This window comes from Haloarcula litorea, assembly GCF_029338195.1.
GTDB classification, from domain to species: Archaea; Halobacteriota; Halobacteria; order Halobacteriales; family Haloarculaceae; genus Haloarcula; species Haloarcula litorea.
Genome location: NZ_CP119779.1, coordinates 3,265,660 through 3,283,694, shown reverse-complemented (window position 1 = coordinate 3,283,694; position 18,035 = coordinate 3,265,660). Strand labels below are relative to the sequence as shown.

Genomic DNA, 18,035 nt, shown 5'->3' with positions numbered 1-18,035 from the left:
TCAGACCCCGAACGGCGCGCCGGCGACGGCGGCCCCGACCATCCCGCCCAGCCCGAACAGCGTCAGTAGCGCCGTCCCCTGCCGACCACCCTCGACGGTCCAGCCCTCGCTGATCCCCAGCTCGGTCGAGAAGGTCTCGATGGCCCGCCCCGACAGCAGCACCGTCGACCAGCCGATCAGGCCGAGCGAGAACGGCAGCGCCGCCAGCGGGAAGACGAGTTCGCTGGCGTCGCGGGGCGACCACCCCGTCGCCACGAGACCGTAGAACAGCAGGACGGCGGCGGCGAAGCCGACGCCGGTCGCCCTCGCCAGCAGGCCCCAGTCCCGCCCCTCGGCCTCGACGCCCGCCTGCATCGGTCAGTCGACCGCTTCCCGCATCCGCGGGTCCAGCGCGTCCCGCATCCCGTCGCCCAGCAGATTGAACCCAAGCACCGTCACCGCGAGGAACAGGCCCGGGAACACCGACATCCACCACTTGCCGGTGAGCAGGCCGTTCTCGACGCCCTTCGCGAGCATCAGGCCCCACGACGGCGTGCCGGCCTGCGCACCGAACCCGAGGAACGACAGCGCCGCGATGTCGATGATGGCCAGCCCGAAGTTCAGCGTCGACTGGACGGTGATCGGGGCCAGCGAGTTCGGGACGACGTGGCGAGCGAGGACGCGGGCGTCGTTCGCGCCCAGCGCCTCCGTCGCCTCGATGTACTCGTCCTCGAGGACCTTCAGCGCCGCCCCCCTGACGACGCGGGCGAACCGCGGGGTGTACACGAGGATCAGCGCCGCCGTGGCCTTCCAGAGCCCCGCCCCGAAGATCGACACCAGCGCGAGCGCGAGCAGCAGCGACGGGAACGCCAGCAGGACGTCCATCGCCCGCATGATGACGTTGTCGGTGACGTCGCTGTAGTAGGCGGCGATCGTCCCCAGGCCGATCCCGGCGACCGTCGACGCGGCGACGGCGACGGTCCCGAACTTCAGCGCGATCCAGGCCCCGTACAGCGTCCGCTTGAAGATGTCGCGGGCGGCCGCGTCGGTCCCGAAGATGTGGGTGTCGGCCGGTGCCGGGCCGACCCATCCGGGCGGGGCGCGATCCGGTATCCCCTGGCCGAGCCGCGAATCGGTCAGCGGCGGCAGGTCGAGGAACAGGCGCGCGTACACCGCGATGAGGACCATCGCGACGATGATGGCGATCCCGGTCAGGGCGATGCGGTTCGAGAACAGTTCCGAGAGGAACTGCGAGGAGCGCAGGCGGTCGACGAGGCCGCGGTCCTCGGACGGCGTCTGGGTGGTCGTTTCCGTGCTCGTGCCACTGTTGGATCCGGGGGTCGAGGTAGCTGTAGGTGATGTCGACGCCGAGGTTCACCAGGGTGAACAGCAGCGCGAAGGTCAGGACCGTCCCCTGGACCAGCGGGTAGTCCGTCGCGTTGATGGCGGCGACGATGGTGGTCCCGATGCCGTTGATGCCGAACACGGTCTCGGTGAGGACGGCCCCGCCCAGCAGCGTGCCGAACTGGATGCCGACGACGGTGACGACGGGGATGAGCGCGTTCCGGAAGCCGTGTTTCATGATGGTGATCTTCTCGCCCTGGCCCTTGGCCCGCGCGGTCCGCATGTAGTCCTGTCTGACGACTTCGAGCATCGAGGACCGCATCATCCGCGAGATCAGCGCGAGCGAGTAGATGCCGATGGTGACAGAGGGCAGGAACAGGTGCCGGACGGCCGAGAACCACGCGTCCAGCCGGCCCAGCAACAGCGTGTCGATGGTCACCATCCCGGTCAGCGGGAGCTCCGTGCCGAACAGGTGCCAGTGGTCGGCGAGGAAGACGGTCGAGCTGATTCGGCCGCTGGCCGGGAAGAGCCCGAGGTACGTCGAGAACAGCAGGATCAGCATCGGCCCCGACCAGTAGATGGGGATCGAGATGCCCGAGAGCGCGCCGATCCGGCCACCGTGGTCGACGAGCGTGTCCTGTTTCACCGCCGAGATGACCCCAAGCGGGAGCCCGAGCAGCAGTCCGATGGCCTGCCCGTACAGCGACAGTTCGATGGTGACGGGGAGCCGCGAGGCAAGCACGCTCCGGACCGACTGGCCCTGTGCGACCTTGTAGGACTGGCCGAAGTCGAACTGCGCCGCCTCCAGCAGGAACCGCCCGTACTGGACGTACAGCGGGTCGTTCAGCCCGAGTTCCTGGCGGAGCTCGATCACGCGGGCCTGTGACGCCCGCTGTCCGAGTATCACCCGCGCCGGGTCGCCCGGCGAGAGGTGCAGGATGACGAAGACGAACGTCGCGACGCCCAGGAGGACGGGCACGAGCAACAGCAGTCGTTTGAGGACGAAGCGTTTGGATGTCATCTGTCGGGGAGACTGTCGGCTGTCGAAGCGGCCTGCGCCCGGTACGACGGTCGATCAGTCGATCGGTTCACTCCAGCTGGACCAGTTCGAGGTACGGCCCGCCGACGGAACTGACCGTGTAGCTGTCGGCCTGCACCGACTGGTGGATGCCACGGATCAGCTGGGCGTAGTCGATGAAGACCCACGGGGCCTGGTCGTGGGTCATCTTCGCGGCTTCGAGGTACAGCTCCTCGCGGGCGCTCTTCTCGTAGGTCGTCTGCCCCTCGTCGACCAGCTCCATGTAGTCGGTGTTGGCCCACGAGGAGATGTTCGAGGCGTTGGCCTTCGTGTCCCAGCTCACGTAGCTCTGCCCGTCCGGGACGTCGTCGATGGACACGCCGGGGTGCAGGAGGACGTACAGGAAGTTGTCCGGGTCGGCGTTGTCGGTGTACCAGCCCAGCAGCGCGGCGTCGTGTTTGCCGCCGTACGTGTAGTCGATGTACGGCCCGAACGAGGAGAACTGGTTGATCGTGACGGTCAGGCCGATGTCCTCCAGGTCCGACCGGATCTGGTTCGCCGTCGCGACGGGGCTGGGGTTGTACCCGCGCGGGTTCGAGAACGTCGCGAGTTCGAACTCCAGGTCGCTCTCGCCCGCCTCTTCGAGGAGCGTCTGTGCCTTCTCCGGGTCGTGGGGGTAGGGGTCGACGTCCTCGTTGTGGCCGAGTACGTCCGGCGGGAGGGCCTGGTCGGCCTCCGCCGCGAACCCTTGATAGATCGAGTCGACGATTGCCTCCGTGTCGACGGCGTAGCTGATGGCACGGCGGACCTTCGGCTTGCGGAACGCCGCCTTCCGGGACTGGTTGAACGCCATGTAGCCGACGTTGATCCCGTCTTTCTCCTTGATGCTCGCCGCGTCCGAGTCACGGATCTGCTTGATCGACTGGGCACCGAGGTTGTCGGTGATGTGGCTGTCCCCGTTGATGAGGTCCTGCGCCCTGGTCTGGTTCGACTTGATGGTCTTGACCACCAGCGAGCCGACGTGGGGTCCCTCGCCCCAGTAGTCGTCGTAGGCGCTGAACCGGATCTTCTCGTTCGAGTTGTCGAGTTCCTCGAACTGGAAGGGGCCGGTCCCGACCGGCTCCGTCCCGAGCTGGGCCTGGGACTCCGGCCCCGATCCGAGGCTCTCGATCTGGTCCTTCGAGAGGACGGCCGCGGCGAACATCGCGAGGTTGCGGACGAACGGCGCGTACCGCTGCTTGAGGTTGAACCGGACCTCGTACTCCGACGGGACCTCGATGCTCTCGACCCAGTCGCCGAAGGTGACCGACGAGTAGCCCGACCGCTTCTCCCCGAGGAAGTGCTCGTACCCCGTGTCGATGAACCGCCGGACCGTCGCGCGGACGTCCTCGCCGGTGAGTTCGCTGCCGTCGTGGAACGTGATCCCCTCCTTCAGTGTCAGCGTCGTCGTCGTGCCGTCGAGTTCCCACTCCTTGGCCAGCCCGTCGGTGAGTGCGCCGCCGCTCCCGGGCTTGAAGTCGATGGGGGTGTCGAACACCTGGTTGGTCACCTTCGCGACCTCGCCGCTGGTGGTCTGCTGGGGGTCGTAGTTCGTGGGGTGGTCACCGCGGGAGTAAATCAGGGTGCCACCGCCCCCGCCACCGCCGCCGCCGAAGCTCGCACAGCCGGCTGTCGACGATGCGGCCACCGTCGCTGCGCCGGCGGCCTTCAGGAAGTCTCGACGACTAGTGCTATCGCGTGACATAGGAAAACGTGTATCGGTCGGCCACTTAATTTACCGGGGTACCGACCGAGACTATCGTACCCATACGATTGGGATCTCCCGGGTAGCTGTCAGTCGAGGCGGTGTCCCTGGTCGTCGTAGAGGTGGCAGGCGACCGGCTGTTCGGCCGCGCCGGAGAGGGGGGGTTCCTCGCGCTCGCACGGGCTCTCGAAGCGGTCGCGCAGGACCGTCTCGGCCGTCTCCCAGTCGTCCGCCGCGAGCGCGTCGATGGCCTCCTGGACGACCTCGCGCACCTCCCCGTCGGGCTCGGTCTCGAACTCCCGGTCCCAGATCGCTCGGACGAACGCCCGGCGTTCCGGATCGCGACCGCCGTCGGCCGAGGCCTCGGCCGTTCCCCCGTCGTCGGCCCGCGCTTCGGCGTCGTCGCGGACGGCGTCGAGCGGGATGTCGCGGTTCTCGACGGCCTCCCGGAAGTCCATCACGTCGCGGTACACCGCCTGCTCGACGTCGAGATCGTCGGGAGGGATGACCTCGGGACAGCGCGTCCGGAACCGACAGCCCGAGGGCGGGTCGACCGGGCTCGGAACGTCCCCTTTGAGGAGGATACGGCCCTCGTCGTCGGCCCGGGGATCGGGCTCCGGAATCGCGGACAGCAACGCCTGCGTGTAGGGGTGTTTCGGCGTCTCGAACAGCTGTTCGGTCGGGGCCGTCTCGACGACCTTCCCGAGGTACATCACCGCGACCCGGTCGCAGATGTGGCGGACGACCGAGAGGTCGTGGGCGATGAAGAGGTACGTCAGGTCGAACTCGTCCTGGAGGTCCTCCAGGAGGTTGAGGATCTGTGCCTGGACGGAGACGTCCAGTGCGCTCACGGGCTCGTCGGCGACGATGAAGTCCGGGTCGACCGCCAGCGCCCGCGCGATGCCGACCCGCTGGCGCTGTCCGCCCGAGAGTTCGTGGGGGTAGCGGTCGTACTGCGCGGGTTCGAGCCCGACGGCCTCCAGCAGTTGCGCGACGCGGTTCCGCCGTCGCGCCCGTTCGGAGTCGCCCGCACTGACGCGGATCTCGACGGCGGTGATCCGACCGTCGGAGCGCGTGACCGTGGTGTCGACGGCCATCGGTGTCCCGGTCTCGACGGCCACCTCGTCCCCGTCGACGGTCACGGCGACGTCGACGACGGCCACCCCGTCGCTGCTGGGGACGAGGGCGTCGGCGTCGTCGGCCACCGCGACCTCGACGGTGCTCCGGTCGATACCGCTCACGGAGACGTCGGCGCGCGTGTCGACGAGCGGGTCGCTCACGGGGAGGTCGTGGATCTCCAGCGGTTCCCGGATCGTCTTGCCGACCGTCTGGCGCGGGTCAAGCGACGACATCGGGTCCTGGAAGATCATCTGCATCTCGCGGCGTTTCGCGCCCAGCGCGTCGTCGTCGAGGTCGGTGATGGTCTCGCCCGCGTACACGACCCGGCCGTCCGTCGGTTCGAGCAGGCGAAGCAGCGACCGGCCCGTGGTCGACTTCCCGCAGCCGGACTCGCCGACGAGGCCGAGCGTCTCGCCCTCGTAGATGTCGAAGTCGACGCCGTCGACGGCCTTGACGGTCTGTGGCTCGTCGGAGAGCCACTCGTCGAGCCACCCCTCGGCCCGGGAGAAGTACTTCCGGAGGCCGTCGACCTCCACCATCGGGTCCCCGCCGAACGTCTCTGACTCGACGGCCATCTCGCCGGCCGCCGCGCCGTACTCGTCGGTGTCGAACTCCTCCAGCACGCACTTCGACTTGTGGGACACGTCCGGCGGACCGTGGTCGAGGTAGGGGATCTCGCCCGAGGTGCACTCCTCGCGGGCCCACGGGCACCGCGGCTCGAAGTGACACCCGTCGGGGAGGTCGATGAGGTCCGGGACGTTCCCCTCGATGGGCTGGAGGCGGTCCGTGTCCTCTCTGGGGATCGACTCCAGCAGCGCGTAGGTGTAGGGGTGGCTGGGGTTGTGGAAGATCTCGTCGACCGGCCCCTCCTCGACGATCTCGCCGGCGTACATCACGGCCACGCGGTCGCAGGTCTCGGCGACGACGCCGAGGTCGTGGGTGATGAACAGGACGCTCATCCCGAACTCCGCCTGGAGGTCGTTGATGAGATCGAGGATCTGGGCCTGGATGGTGACGTCAAGCGCCGTCGTCGGCTCGTCGGCGATGAGCAGCTTGGGCCGACAGGCCAGCGCGATGGCGATGAGCACCCGCTGGCGCATCCCGCCGGAGAACTCGTGGGGGTACTCGTCGAGCCGGGACTCCGGTTCCGGGATGCCGACGGCCTCGAGGATCTCGATCACGTCCTGGACGATCTCCTCGTCCGTGTCGCCGCGGTCGATCACCTCCCGGACGCCGTTGAGCCAGGTGTCGGCCTTCTTCTGGTCGTAGCGGTGGAGCCGCAGGCTCTCGGCGATCTGCTCGCCGACGGTGAGCGCGGGGTTGAGCGACGTCATCGGGTCCTGGAAGATCATGCTCATCTCGCCGCCGCGGATGTCCCGCATCGCCCGCTCGGGCGCTGTGGTGATGTCGACCCGCGCCCCGTCGAGCCTGACGTGCTCCGGGCCGTCCTCGCGTTCGCGCAACACTTCCCAGGGGTCGGCCCCGGGGTCGACGTCGCTGTCCGGTTCCGGGTCGAGTCGCGCGCCCTCGACGAACAGGAACCCGTCCAGCGCGTCCGCGACGGCGTGGTCGATCTCGGGGCCGACCGCCTCCGGGTCCGCGCCCGACTCCAGGCGGTCGGCGATCCCCCGGAGGGCCGCCGCCAGCGCGCCGGGATCGTCCGCGCCGTCGAGATCAGTCGCGATGCCTCGGAGTTCGTCGGCCGCGGCGTGGGGATCGGCCGCCTCGCGGAGGTCGCCCGCGACCCGCCGGCAGGCGGCGACGAGCTCGTAGGGGTACGACGCGACGGCGTCCGGATGCGTCGCTGCGAGTTCGGCGACGACCTCCGCGTCGCCGAACACGACCTCGCCGCCGACGACTTCGCCCGGGTCGTCGACGATCCGCATCGCCGACAGCGCCGTGACGCTCTTGCCCGAGCCGCTCTCGCCGACGAGCCCGACCGTCTCGCCGGACTCGATCGTCAGGTCGAGTCCGTCGACGGCCTTCACCGCACCGCGGTCCGTGTCGAACTGTGTCCTGAGTTCGCCCAGGGAGAGTAGGCCAGTCACTGTCACACAGTGGAGACAGCCCACGGATATAGCTTCCGCCGGCGACGACGCGGGCTGCCGTCCCGACCGGTCGAGTCTGTGCTCCCCCGCTCCGCTCGCGTCGAGACGACGTAACTGCGTTCCGCCGGACGGAATTGGATGGGCTTTTAGTGATCGCTTCGTTATGGGTCGAGTATGAGCACGACCGAGGAACACGCCGACGGCGGCCACGGGGACCACCACCTCCCGGCGACGGAGGACTGGCCCCGCGGCTTCGGCGAGGCGAGCTGGTGGCCATTCATCACCGCCATCGGCGGCTCCGGCATCTACGTCGGCGCGGCACTGTTCGTCCTCTCGCTGGGCGAGAACGCGCTCGTGAGCACGACCGTCGGTGCCGTCGCCACCGTCGGGAGCGTCGGCCTGTTCCTGCTTGGGATCTACGGCTGGCTGTACCACGCCTTCGTCGTCAACTTCTGGGAGCGCGGGACCGACCACCACTCCGGCCGGACGCTGAAGTTCGCGATGTTGCTGTTCCTGGGCTCGGAGCTCGCCACCTTCGGCGCGGGCTTCGTCTACTACTTCATCGTCCGCGGGACTGACGTCTGGACCCAGACGTCCGTCCCCGAGGTGTTCGGCTCGCTGGTCATCGTCAACACGGTCATCCTGATCATCAGTTCGGTGACGCTGCACTACAGCCACGTCGCGTTGATCAACGGCAACCGCTCGCGGTTCGTCCGCCTGCTCGGGCTGACGCTGCTGCTGGGCACCGTCTTCATCGGCGGCCAGGTGTACGAGTACTACGAGTTCATCGTCCACAAGGGCTTCACCATCACCGGCGGCGCTTACGCCTCCGCGTTCTACGGCCTGACCGGTCTCCACGGGCTCCACGTCACGATGGGCGCGGTGCTGTTGGGCATCGTCTTCGCGCGGGCCTACTACGGCCAGTACTCGCCCGAGCGCCACACCTCCGTCTCGACGGCGTCGATGTACTGGCACTTCGTCGACGTGGTGTGGGTGTTCCTCGTTGTCGTCCTCTACATCGGCGCGAACCTGTTCGCCTGAACGCGAACCCCTAACTTCCCCGCGCCACTGCCCCGGATATGGAGCGGCTCGACGTCAGCGACGGCTTCGACGTCCACGACTACCGTCACGGGCTGAAGCTCCTGACCCAGGACCGGGAGACGACGACGCTGGCCAACAGGGACGGGTTCGCCTGCCCGGCCTGTGGCGAGGCCTTCGAGCGCCTGTTCGTCACGGAGAAGCGAGCGAACACGTTCGGCGACCCCGGCGGGCCGTTCTGTCTGGTCCGCACCGACGACGAGCTCCTGTTGTTGACACATCGGTAGCCGGGTCGTGGTAGTCGGACTCGACGCCCGGACGAGTACTTTTGAGTGTGTGACACGTACTCAGGGCCGATGCAGGCAGCAAGACTCCACGAGTACACGGACGATATGGCGAACGGGCTCTCGATCGACGAGGTCGACGCACCACAGGTGACAGACAGCAGCGGCGTCGTCGTCGAGGTCGAGGGCGCGGGCTGGTGTCAGACTGACAACCACATCATCGAGGGGATGTGGGAGCAGTACGTCGAGCAGCCGCTCCCGCTGACACTCGGCCACGAGAACGCGGGCACGGTCGTCGAAGTGGGCGAGGAAGTCGGGATCGTCGACGAGGGCGACCAGGTGATCTGTCACCCGGTCCAGACTTGCGGGACCTGTCGGCCCTGCCGGCAGGGCGAGACGATGTACTGCGAGAACCAGGCGTTCAACGGCCTGACGACGGACGGCGGCTTCGCCGACCAGCTGCTCACCGACGAGCGGTCGGTGATCCCGCTGCCCGACGGCGTCGACCCGACCGACATCGCGCCCCACGCCGACGCCGGCATCACGGCCTACCACGCCGCGAAGAAGGCCGTCGCCGACCTCGACCCCGGGGACGCCTGCGTCGTCATCGGTATCGGCGGCCTCGGCCACATCGGCCTCCAGTGTGTCGACGCGATGAGCGCCGCCGACATCGTCGCCGTCGACGTCAAGGCGTCCGCCCGCGACCTCGCCGACCGCTTCGGCGCTCACTACACGCTCGACCCGACCAGCGAGGACGTCCCGAGCGAGGTCGACGACATCACGGACGGCGTCGGTGCGGCACAGGTCCTGGACTTCGTCGGTGCCGACGAGACGACCGAGCTCGCGCCGGATCTCTGTGCGGCCGGCGGCGACCACCACATCATCGGCTACGGCGGCCACGTCCACGAACCGGCACAGGCGCTGGTCAACGGCGAGTTCTCCTTCCGGGGTAACATCGTCGGCCAGTACACCGAACTGCAGGAGCTGGTCGCACTGGTCGACCGCGGGGACGTCGACCTCCACACCAGCCGCTACGACCTCGACGCCGTCAACGAGGTGGCAGAGAAGCTGGAACACGGCGAGATCGACGGCCGGGCGGTCATCACGCCGTAGCGCCGCCGCGCGGATCAGCCCCGTCGCTCGGCCCGCTCCTCGTCGCTCACGAGGGCGGTGTACCGCCCGAGGAACGTCTCGCGGTCGGTCTCGCCCGCTCCCGCCTCGACGAGTCGCTCCTCCAGTCCCCGTCGGGGGGCGTGGGACCGGTCCCCGTCGCAGGGCTTGCAGAGGTACTCGAAGGACTTCTCGCCGCGGTCCCAGCGGTCGCCGTGCTTGTCGTACTCGCGGGCGTCGTCCCGGTCCACCTCGTCCCCGCAGGCGATACAGACCACCCTCTCGTCGCCGTCGCGGTGCCAGGCGTTGCGGTAGCTCATACTCGTCGTCTCGTGGCCCGGGACGGTCGCTCTACTGCCTCACTTGCGAGGGTAATTTAAACATAGCGGGGTTCGGGACCCGCCAATCGGCGTGTCGATCCACAGCCCCCTACCGATCAGCCCGCGCTGTCGGGGTCACAGGTGAAGTGCCGGCTCCGGTTGGCCGCGACGTAGCGATAGATGCGCCGACCGACGGCGCGGACCGGCGGCAGTCCCATCACCCCGACCAACGGGAGGAAGGTTCGGTACTGCCGGCAGAGTTCCCGGAACGCGTCGTATCCCTCGTGTGCCGTCCCGTCGTCGAAGACGTACATCGCAGTGCCGAAGTCCACGTCCTCGCGATCGCCGTACCGGGCCGGGACGTCGGACTGGGAGTAGAACGTGACCGACCCCGCGACGTCGACGAGCTTGAACGGGTACAGCGCCCGCACACAGAACCGACAACGCTCGTCGAACACGAGGTCGAGGTCACGGTCGAGCGCCAGCCGAGCGTGGACCCGGTCGAAGGCGGTGAACAGCGCCAGGAGAAAGAGGTTGTCTACGAAGAAGATCCCGAGCAGGACGACGTTCGAGAGCGTGAACGTCGCCAGCCCGAACACGACCGGTGTGACGGTGATCCCGAGCAGGACGGCGACGAGCAACCCCATCTCGACGACGAGCGTCCCGACGCCGCCGAGAGTTCCGAGGACCGGATACTCCACGAGGAGCAGCTGTGCGTCGTACCACGGGTAGACGTACGAGCGAACCAGCACGAGGCGCGTGAGGTTGTCCGGCGCGACGAACCCGAGGCCGTCGCCGGCGACGACCTTGCTCACCGCCGTGCTGAAAAAGAGGACCGCCAGCAGGAGGAGCGAGTACGTCAGCCCGCGCAGCCGGTACCGGCCGCCGGCGTCTGACTTCAGTCGCTCGACGAGCGTCTCGATCGACCAGTCGGCGGTTCGCCTGAGTCCGTCGACAGAGAGCGCGTCGTCGTCGGCGTACAGCGCGAAGAACAGCAGGACGAACGAACCCAGAAACAGGCTCTTGGTCTCGCCGCTGTTGTTGAGGGTGGCTCGGACGACACCCAGATGTGCCAGCAGTGCCGCACTCGCGAACCCGGTCGCCCGGGTCCGGTAGCCGACGGCGAACAGCAGCAACAGGCCGACGAGGAGCCACTGCTCGACCGTCAGGAGCCACGGTGCCCCGACCGGAAGCGCCCAGGCGTAGCTCTCGCCGGCCATCGCCCGGAAGGGGACGCTGACGTGCCGCGGCCAGTCGTACCAGACCGTCTTCCAGACGAGCCAGACCGCGAGCACGAGACGGGCGGCCGCGTAGTTGATCGGCGACGAGCGCTCGTCGTCGGCGACGTAGTTGACGAACATCAGCCGCTCCCCTCCCGGACGGTTCCGTTCGCCCCCGCATCGAGGACGGTCCGATTCATCTCCCGGGTCGGCATCGCGCTGGGCTGGGCCGGGACGCTCGTCCGCCCGCCGAGGGGGAACGACTCGAAGACCAGTTCCTCCTCGTACTCGACGACCTCGGTGCCGTCGGCGGACGTGACGAACGTCATCTCGTAGATCCGGATGCCGACGAACGCGTCGTACCGTTCGAGGGTCCCCTCCGTCCAGACGGCGGTCAATCCGTGGTTGGGGTACCGGAGCCGGTAGAGGAGTCCCCGCTCACCGACCCGGTCGCGGTACTCGCGGGCGCGAAGCAACAGGTACCGCGCCACCGCCTCGTTCCGTTCCCGGTCGTACTCGGTGAGCATACTCCGCCGGAGCGAGTTCATCGACACGCCCTCGAAGGCGAGGGTCATCCGCCCGTGCATCTTGAGCTCGTGGCCCGACTCGTCGACGACCCGGAACTCCCGGTACGTCTCGGTCTCCGCCGTCGGCTCGGCGAAGTGCGCCCACGAGACCAACGGGTACGGAGCCGTCGGGACGACGAAGTTGACAGCGAGCAACGCGAGGAAGAAGCCCGCGACGAACACCGTCCGGGCGTGGAAGCGGTCGGACAGCGCCACCGCGACGGCCGCCGCGGCCAGGAACCCCACGAAGATACCGGGGAGGAGGTACGAAGCGTACGGCTGGAGGAATTCGACGAGACCCACCGCGAGCGGTCGACCACCGACGAGCAGGCTCACGGCGCTCTCACACCTCCACAGCTCGGACCGCGGTGGACTCGACTCCCGATCACGGCTCCGACACCCCGACGACGGTCCAACCGGTCCGCATACGGGCCGTCTGCCGGACCCGGACTTAGTTACGAGCGCTATATTCGGCCGGTACAGACGAACTAACGGCGAGTACGCCCGCCCGATTCTGACGGGTACCTGCTTCGAACCCTCGTCGTCGGTGGGGACAGATCCGGACCCGCCACACTGCAGCGTCGCCACCCGCGAGTTCGTGGGCGGCGGAACAAGCCGGTGGAGAGCGTTTGAACCGCCGGAACTTCGGTCGCTTCGCTCTCTCGTTCCGTGCGTCAAATCCCTCGTCGTGGCGTTCGCTGCTCACGAACCGTTCGCAGCAGAAAGCCGGTGGAGGGATTTGAACCCTCGGCCTAATCCTTACGAAGGATTCGCTCTAGCCAGTCTGAGCTACACCGGCACCGAAAGCGAGCACACGCGACCAGACTCACGTGACGACAGCACGTCGGTCGTGTGCCACTTGCAGTTCTTCGTAGTACCGATAACCGCAATAAGGATTGCGAATCCCGACGGCCGGGAGAGCCGTTCTCACTCCTCGCGCGCGCCGACGACGGTCACGGGGACGTCCGCCTGGAGCATCACCTCCTGTGCGACGCTGCCGAAGACCACCTTGCCGGTCGGGGAGCGCTTGCGCGACCCCATCGCGACGTGGTCGACCCCGAACTCGTCGGCGAGTTCGAGGATGCCGTCGGCTGGCGGCTGGCGGCCCTCGGCGAGTTCGACGTCGACGCCGCGCTCGGCGAGGTAGTCCCGGACGAGCTTGACCGTCTCGACGCGCTCGACGGTCCGGAGTTCGTCCGGGGCGTCGATCTCTTCCTCGGTGAGCGCGTGGGTGACGACGGCCGCGACGTTGTCGGCGGCGGTCGGGAGTTCGGCCACGAAGGCCGCCTGTCCGCGGGCGCGGTCCGGATCGGAGTCGACCGGAACGAGTACGCGGTACATCTCAGCCACCCAGGTAGAGCCGGCCGACCTGCTCGTCGTTGAGCAGCTCGGTGCCGGTGCCGGTGAACTTGATCTCGCCGCTGGCCAGCACGAAGCCGCGGTCGGCCACGGACAGGCCCTTCTCGGCGTTCTGTTCGACCAGCAGGATCGTCGTCCCGAGGTCGTTGAGCTGCTCGATGCGCTCGAAGACGTCGTCGATGAACCGCGGTTCGAGCCCGATCGAGGGCTCGTCGAGCAGCATCACGTCGGGGTCGACCATCAGCGCGCGCGCCAGCTCCAGAAGCCGGCGCTGACCGCCCGAGAGCGTCCCGGCGTCCTGCTGACGGATGTCGCCCAGGATCGGGAACTCGTCGTACAGCACCTCCGCACGCTGGGCGGCCTTCTCGTCGTCCTCGAAGACGTACCCGCCCATCAGCGTGTTCTCGTGGACGCTCGTGTTCGGGAAGACGCTGGCGTCCTGCAGGACGTAGCTGATCCCGTTCTTGAGGTTGGCCTGGGGAGAGCGTCCGGTGATCTCCTGGCCGCGGAAGTGGACGCTGCCGGCCTTCACGTCCGCGAAGCCGTAGATGCTCTTCATCAGCGTGGACTTCCCCGAGCCGTTCGGGCCGATGAGGCAGGCGATCTGTCCGTCCTCGATGGCGACGTTGACGTCGTGGAGGACGGTCGTGTTGCCGTACCCCGCGGTGACGTTCTCCATCGAGAGGACGGTGTCGTCGGTCGTGGTCGTGTCGGAGTCTGTCGTGGCCATCTCACTCCCTCCCGAGGTACGCGTCGAGCACGCGCTGGTCGTTCTGGATCTGTTCGGGCGGCCCCTCGGCGATGCGCTCGCCGTGGGCCAGCACGTAGATGCGGTCGGCGATCTCCATCACGAAGTCCATGTTGTGTTCGATGAGGAAGATGGTCGCCTCCTCGTCGGCGTTGGCCGTGCGGATGTACTCGATGAGGTTCTCGATCATCGAGGGGTTGATGCCGCCGGCCGGTTCGTCCATCAGCAGCACCTCCGGCTCGGCCATCAGCGCCATCGCGAACTCGATGAGCTTCTGCTGGCCGAAGCTCAGGCGGCCGGCCCGCACCTCCGCGAGGCCGCCGAGGTCGACGTACTCGAGCAGTTCCTGTGCGCGGCCCAACAGCTCGTCGTCGGGTCGACGCAGCAGGTCGCTCACGTCTTCGCCGCCCTCCTGGGCGGCCAGCAGGAGATTCTTCTGGACCGACATATCCCCGAAGATGCGGGTCTCCTGGAACATCCGCCCGAGGCCGGCCCGAGCGATCTTGTACTCGGGCCAGTCGGTGACGTCCTCGCCCTGGAGGTAGACGCTCCCCTCGTCGGCGTCGAGGGTCCCCGTGACGCAGTTGAACAGCGTCGACTTGCCGGCCCCGTTGGGACCGATGAGACCGACGATCTCCCCCTCGTTGACCTCGACGTCCACGTCGTCGACGGCCGTGAGCCCGCCGAAGCGCTTGGTGACGCCGTCGGTCCGGAGGACCGCACGGTCGTTCCCGGGGTCGGTCGCCGGCGCGTCGGTCGCCTGGCTCACGCCGAGTCACCTCCCGCGGGCGGGGCGTCGTCCGGCTGGTCCCCGTCTTCGGCGGTGTCGTCGGTCGCGGCCATCCCGCCGCGCTTGTAGTACTCCATCTGACTGGCGTACTCCCGGAGCGACCCGACGACGCCTTCGGGGATAGCGATGACGGTCACGATGACCGACAGCCCGAGTAGGACGAGCTGCCAGCCGACGGCGTGGGACTCCACGAGTTCGATGATCGTGTGGAGGCCGAACGCGCCGATGATGGGACCGGCGACGGTGCCGGAGCCGCCCAGCAGCGCCATCGCGATGAGCTCGACGTTCCACGCGCCGTTGTAGGCCGTCTGTGGGTTGATGAACGTGTTGAACAGGCTGTACGCGCCGCCGGCGAAGCCGGTGAACAGCGCCGCGATGCCCCACGCGGCGGTCTTGTAGTAGGTCGTGTTGAACCCCATCGCGGTCGCCTTCCCCTCGTCGTCCCGGATGGCGTTGAGGACGAACCCGAAGCGGGTGTCCGAGAGGTAGTAGACGACCGCGGCCTCGACGACGAGCAACCCGAGGAACAGGTAGTAGAACACCGCTCCGTCGGGTCCGTTCAGCAGGATCTTCCCGCTCGCGCCGCCGGTGATGTCGAGGTTCCGGGACACCTGCTGGGCCGCCAGCAGGACGCCGAGCGTCGCGATGGCGAAGTAGTGGCCCCGCAGTCGGAGCACGATCGCGCCGATGAACAGGGCGAACACCGTCGCGACGACGCCGGCCACGAGGAACGCGACCGGGAAGGCGACGGCGAAGTCCTTGAACAGGATGCCCGAGGTGTACGCGCCGATGCCGAAGAAGGCCATGTTCCCGAAGCTGGGGTAGCCGGTCTGTCCGCCGACGATGTCCCACGAAAGCGCCAGCACGGCGAACAGGTACATCTCGGACAGCACCGTCATGATGTAGCCCTGCTGGAGGCCGAGCACCGGCGGGAGCGCGCCGACGACGGCCCCCGCGGCCAGCAGCTTCCAGCCGTGGGCGTCACAGACCGAGAACAGGCGGTCGATCTGTTCGGGGGGGACGAGCGAGCGCAGCGCACCCGAGTCGTCGGTCTCGGTGCTCATTCGCTCACCCCCTCACCGAACAGGCCCTTCGGCTTGACGACCAGCAGGACGATGAGCAGCGAGAAGCTCACCGCCAGCGTCCACTGCGAGGAGATGAACCCCGCGACCAACTCCTCGACGGAGCCGAGCAACAGGCCCCCGACCATCGCGCCGGGGATCGAGCCGACGCCGCCGAAGACGACGATGACGAAGCTCTTCAGCGTGTAGATCAGACCCATCTGGGGCTGGATGTTGAGGATGACGCCGATGAACGCGCCGACGCCGCCGGCGATGGCCGACGAGAGTCCGAAGGTGATCGCCCGAGTGCGTTCGACGTCGATGCCGACGAGCGCTGCGGCCTCGGGGTTCTGCGAGACGGCCCGGATCGCGCGACCGGTCCGGGTCCGCTGGAGGAAGGCGTACAGTGCCACCGTCAGCAGGATGGCACCGACGAACGCCACCAGCTTCATCTTCGGGACGACGACGCCCCCGACCGTGAACGACGGGCTGGCGAACGAGACCTGGATCGACCGCGGGTTCGCCGACCACGCCTGGATGGCCAGTTGCTGGATCGCGATGCTCGCTCCGAAGGTGACCAGCAGGGTGAGGAAGATGTCCGTCCCGATGACCTGCGAGACGAGGACGCGCTGGAGCGCGTAGCCGACGACGAACATCGCGCCGATGGCGATCGGGATCGTCGCGAGGAACAGGATCGGTGACCCCTCGGCGTTCCCCGTGACGAGCGTCAGCGCCCAGTAGGACGTGTAGCCGCCGAGCATCACCATCTCGCCGTGGGCGAGGTTGATGATGTCGACGACACCCCAGATGAGCGCGAAGCCGACGGCTACCGCAGCGAACAGCGCCCCCACGAGGAGGCCGTTGACGATGAACTGCGTCGCCGCCATCGGTGTTAGCGCTCACTCCAGTCGGGCATCGGGTAGATGGGATCGGACTGTGCGACGTTCTCGGGGTAGGTGATCTGGAGGCCCGGGTCGGGCTGCCACTGGTAGACCAGCATGTTCTTGTTGATGACGCCGCTGTCGTCGAAGGCGACGTTGCCGTAGGCGGTCATGAAGTCGGACTGCCGGATCTGGTTGCGGACCGGCGTCGGCCCGAGTTCGTCGACCTGCTGGAAGGCGTTCATGAACGTCAGGATGACCGCCTCGCCGGCGGCGCTGTGGTAGTCCGGCGGGTAGCCGAACTGCTCCTCGATGGCGGAGACGAAGTCGCTGGTGCTGCCGTAGACCGGGTCCTCGAAGTCCGCGTTGGTCGCCCAGGAGGACGGTCCGTACATGTAGTCCCCGTTCGCGCCGACCTCGTTCTTGAACGACTCGTTGAGGCTGCCGACGGTGCCCATCGCGGCGTCGACGTTGACGTTCTGACTCTCCATCTGGTTCGCCAGGATGATGTTGTGCTTCTGGTGGGCACACAGCAGCAGGACGTCCGCGTCCTGGTCTCGGACCCGCCCGAGGTTGGTCGAGAGGTCGGACGTCCCCGAGGGGAACGTCTGGTCCACGACGAGCTCCAGGTCCGTCTCCTCGATCTTGTTGCGTGCGCCCTCCGCCGTCGACTGACTGAACGTGCCGTCCTCCGCGAGGATGGCGATGGACTCGGGCGTCGGGTCCTGCGCCAGGCACATGTCGATGTAGCTCTTCGCGTACTTGTTAGCCGTCGGCAGCAGGCCGAAGATCCACTCGTTGCCCTGCGCGAAGATCTCCGGGCTCGCACCGCCGCCCTCGACCATCGGGAGCTGGTTCTGTGCCGCGACCGCACTGGCGGGCAGCGTCACCGTACTGGAGTACGGGCCCAGCAGGTAGTTGATGTCCTCCTGGTCGATCAGCTCCTGGTAGATCGACTTCGAGGTCGAGGCGTCGGTCCCGTCGTCCCGGAGGATCATCTCCAGTTCGTAGGTGTTGCCGTCGCCCGCCTCGACGCCGCCCTGCTCGTTGATACGGTCGATGGTGAGCTGGTAGGCGTCCTGATACAGCTGGCCCAGGTCGGCGTTGTCCCCGGTGAGGCTCATCGAGCCACCCAGCGTGATGACGTCTGTCCCGCTCCCGCTCTCGCCGGTGGACCCGCCGTCACCGCCGCCGTCGCCGCCATCGCCGCCGCCGTCGCCACCGTCCCCGCCGCTGCCGCCGTCTCCGGAACAGCCGGCGAGGCCAGTCAGTCCGAGCGCGCCTGCGCTTCCCGCAACCTTGATGAACGAACGTCGGTCGTGTTCTCGCGTCATAGTTGGTGTTCAGAGCGTGTATCAGTGATACACGCACTATCTGTGTCAAAGTAACACGACCTATTAACCATT

Annotated in this window: 16 protein-coding genes, 1 tRNA gene and 1 pseudogene; 3 read left to right on the top strand and 15 right to left on the bottom strand. The window is 67.8% G+C overall.

Going from position 1 to position 18,035, the window contains the following annotated elements; genetic code table 11:
- The 5 genes and pseudogenes from P0592_RS17620 to P0592_RS17600 form a co-directional block, all read right to left on the bottom strand.
- Positions 1 to 354, bottom strand: coding sequence for a DUF7268 family protein (locus tag P0592_RS17620; RefSeq protein WP_276272216.1), 354 nt, complete (start codon positions 352 to 354; stop codon positions 1 to 3).
- A 3-nt stretch (positions 355 to 357) separates the two neighbouring features.
- Complete coding sequence (locus tag P0592_RS17615) at positions 358 to 1,242, bottom strand: ABC transporter permease (RefSeq protein WP_276273953.1); 885 nt, start codon at positions 1,240 to 1,242, stop codon at positions 358 to 360.
- Between the two features lie 61 nt (positions 1,243 to 1,303).
- Positions 1,304 to 2,344 (bottom strand): annotated as a pseudogene (locus tag P0592_RS17610) (ABC transporter permease); the annotation flags it as partial.
- 67 nt (positions 2,345 to 2,411) lie between these two features.
- Positions 2,412 to 4,085, bottom strand: a complete 1,674-nt coding sequence (locus tag P0592_RS17605) for an ABC transporter substrate-binding protein (protein WP_276272215.1) — start codon at positions 4,083 to 4,085, stop codon at positions 2,412 to 2,414.
- Between the two features lie 89 nt (positions 4,086 to 4,174).
- Positions 4,175 to 7,252: a dipeptide ABC transporter ATP-binding protein gene (locus P0592_RS17600; protein ID WP_276272214.1), complete on the bottom strand. Its 3,078-nt coding sequence runs from the start codon at positions 7,250 to 7,252 to the stop codon at positions 4,175 to 4,177.
- 174 nt (positions 7,253 to 7,426) lie between these two features.
- Here P0592_RS17600 and P0592_RS17595 point away from each other — a divergent pair, with 174 nt between their 5' ends.
- The 3 genes from P0592_RS17595 (at position 7,427) to P0592_RS17585 (ending at position 9,687) form a co-directional block, all read left to right on the top strand.
- Positions 7,427 to 8,293, top strand: a complete 867-nt coding sequence (locus P0592_RS17595; RefSeq protein WP_276272213.1) for a cytochrome c oxidase subunit 3 — start codon at positions 7,427 to 7,429, stop codon at positions 8,291 to 8,293.
- A 38-nt stretch (positions 8,294 to 8,331) separates the two neighbouring features.
- Positions 8,332 to 8,577 (top strand): DUF7385 family protein, encoded by a 246-nt coding sequence (locus P0592_RS17590; RefSeq protein WP_276272212.1) that lies wholly within the window; start codon positions 8,332 to 8,334, stop codon positions 8,575 to 8,577.
- Between the two features lie 69 nt (positions 8,578 to 8,646).
- On the top strand, positions 8,647 to 9,687 hold the full coding sequence (locus P0592_RS17585; RefSeq protein ID WP_276272211.1) for an NAD(P)-dependent alcohol dehydrogenase: 1,041 nt from the start codon (positions 8,647 to 8,649) through the stop codon (positions 9,685 to 9,687).
- A 14-nt stretch (positions 9,688 to 9,701) separates the two neighbouring features.
- Here P0592_RS17585 and P0592_RS17580 read toward each other — a convergent pair whose 3' ends face one another.
- The 10 genes from P0592_RS17580 to P0592_RS17535 form a co-directional block, all read right to left on the bottom strand.
- Positions 9,702 to 10,004, bottom strand: coding sequence for a DUF7562 family protein (locus P0592_RS17580; protein WP_276272210.1), 303 nt, complete (start codon positions 10,002 to 10,004; stop codon positions 9,702 to 9,704).
- Positions 10,005 to 10,120: 116 nt separating this feature from the next.
- Positions 10,121 to 11,365, bottom strand: coding sequence for a DCC1-like thiol-disulfide oxidoreductase family protein (locus P0592_RS17575; RefSeq protein ID WP_276272209.1), 1,245 nt, complete (start codon positions 11,363 to 11,365; stop codon positions 10,121 to 10,123).
- Complete coding sequence (locus P0592_RS17570; protein ID WP_276272208.1) at positions 11,365 to 12,126, bottom strand: hypothetical protein; 762 nt, start codon at positions 12,124 to 12,126, stop codon at positions 11,365 to 11,367. Before P0592_RS17570 ends, P0592_RS17575 begins: the two co-directional genes overlap by 1 nt.
- Positions 12,127 to 12,514: 388 nt before the next feature.
- Positions 12,515 to 12,589: transfer RNA gene (locus P0592_RS17565), tRNA-Thr, on the bottom strand.
- 128 nt (positions 12,590 to 12,717) lie between these two features.
- Entirely contained in the window at positions 12,718 to 13,131 is a 414-nt protein-coding gene (locus P0592_RS17560) for a universal stress protein (RefSeq protein ID WP_276272207.1), read from the bottom strand.
- 1 nt (position 13,132) lies between these two features.
- Entirely contained in the window at positions 13,133 to 13,879 is a 747-nt protein-coding gene (locus P0592_RS17555; RefSeq protein WP_276272206.1) for an ABC transporter ATP-binding protein, read from the bottom strand.
- A 1-nt stretch (position 13,880) separates the two neighbouring features.
- Positions 13,881 to 14,666, bottom strand: coding sequence for an ABC transporter ATP-binding protein (locus P0592_RS17550; RefSeq protein WP_276272205.1), 786 nt, complete (start codon positions 14,664 to 14,666; stop codon positions 13,881 to 13,883).
- Complete coding sequence (locus P0592_RS17545; protein WP_276272204.1) at positions 14,663 to 15,751, bottom strand: branched-chain amino acid ABC transporter permease; 1,089 nt, start codon at positions 15,749 to 15,751, stop codon at positions 14,663 to 14,665. The genes P0592_RS17550 and P0592_RS17545 overlap by 4 nt, the downstream gene beginning before the upstream one ends.
- The gene (locus P0592_RS17540) at positions 15,748 to 16,635 is read right to left on the bottom strand and encodes a branched-chain amino acid ABC transporter permease (RefSeq protein WP_276272203.1); all 888 of its coding nucleotides are present in this window, start codon (positions 16,633 to 16,635) and stop codon (positions 15,748 to 15,750) included. Before P0592_RS17540 ends, P0592_RS17545 begins: the two co-directional genes overlap by 4 nt.
- Positions 16,636 to 16,640: 5 nt before the next feature.
- The gene (locus tag P0592_RS17535) at positions 16,641 to 17,963 is read right to left on the bottom strand and encodes an amino acid ABC transporter substrate-binding protein (RefSeq protein WP_276272202.1); all 1,323 of its coding nucleotides are present in this window, start codon (positions 17,961 to 17,963) and stop codon (positions 16,641 to 16,643) included.
- Positions 17,964 to 18,035 lie beyond the last annotated feature (72 nt).

Bases quoted from the DNA above. Each gene is read 5' to 3' on its own strand.
- P0592_RS17620 (WP_276272216.1), bottom strand. From the start codon at position 354: ATGCAGGCGGGCGTCGAGGCCGAGGGGCGGGACTGGGGCCTGCTGGCG.
- P0592_RS17605 (WP_276272215.1), bottom strand. From the start codon at position 4,085: ATGTCACGCGATAGCACTAGTCGTCGAGACTTCCTGAAGGCCGCCGGC.
- P0592_RS17595 (WP_276272213.1), top strand. From the start codon at position 7,427: ATGAGCACGACCGAGGAACACGCCGACGGCGGCCACGGGGACCACCAC.
- P0592_RS17590 (WP_276272212.1), top strand. From the start codon at position 8,332: ATGGAGCGGCTCGACGTCAGCGACGGCTTCGACGTCCACGACTACCGT.
- P0592_RS17585 (WP_276272211.1), top strand. From the start codon at position 8,647: ATGCAGGCAGCAAGACTCCACGAGTACACGGACGATATGGCGAACGGG.
- P0592_RS17580 (WP_276272210.1), bottom strand. From the start codon at position 10,004: ATGAGCTACCGCAACGCCTGGCACCGCGACGGCGACGAGAGGGTGGTC.
- P0592_RS17575 (WP_276272209.1), bottom strand. From the start codon at position 11,365: ATGTTCGTCAACTACGTCGCCGACGACGAGCGCTCGTCGCCGATCAAC.
- P0592_RS17560 (WP_276272207.1), bottom strand. From the start codon at position 13,131: ATGTACCGCGTACTCGTTCCGGTCGACTCCGATCCGGACCGCGCCCGC.
- P0592_RS17555 (WP_276272206.1), bottom strand. From the start codon at position 13,879: ATGGCCACGACAGACTCCGACACGACCACGACCGACGACACCGTCCTC.
- P0592_RS17545 (WP_276272204.1), bottom strand. From the start codon at position 15,751: ATGAGCACCGAGACCGACGACTCGGGTGCGCTGCGCTCGCTCGTCCCC.
- P0592_RS17540 (WP_276272203.1), bottom strand. From the start codon at position 16,635: ATGGCGGCGACGCAGTTCATCGTCAACGGCCTCCTCGTGGGGGCGCTG.
- P0592_RS17535 (WP_276272202.1), bottom strand. From the start codon at position 17,963: ATGACGCGAGAACACGACCGACGTTCGTTCATCAAGGTTGCGGGAAGC.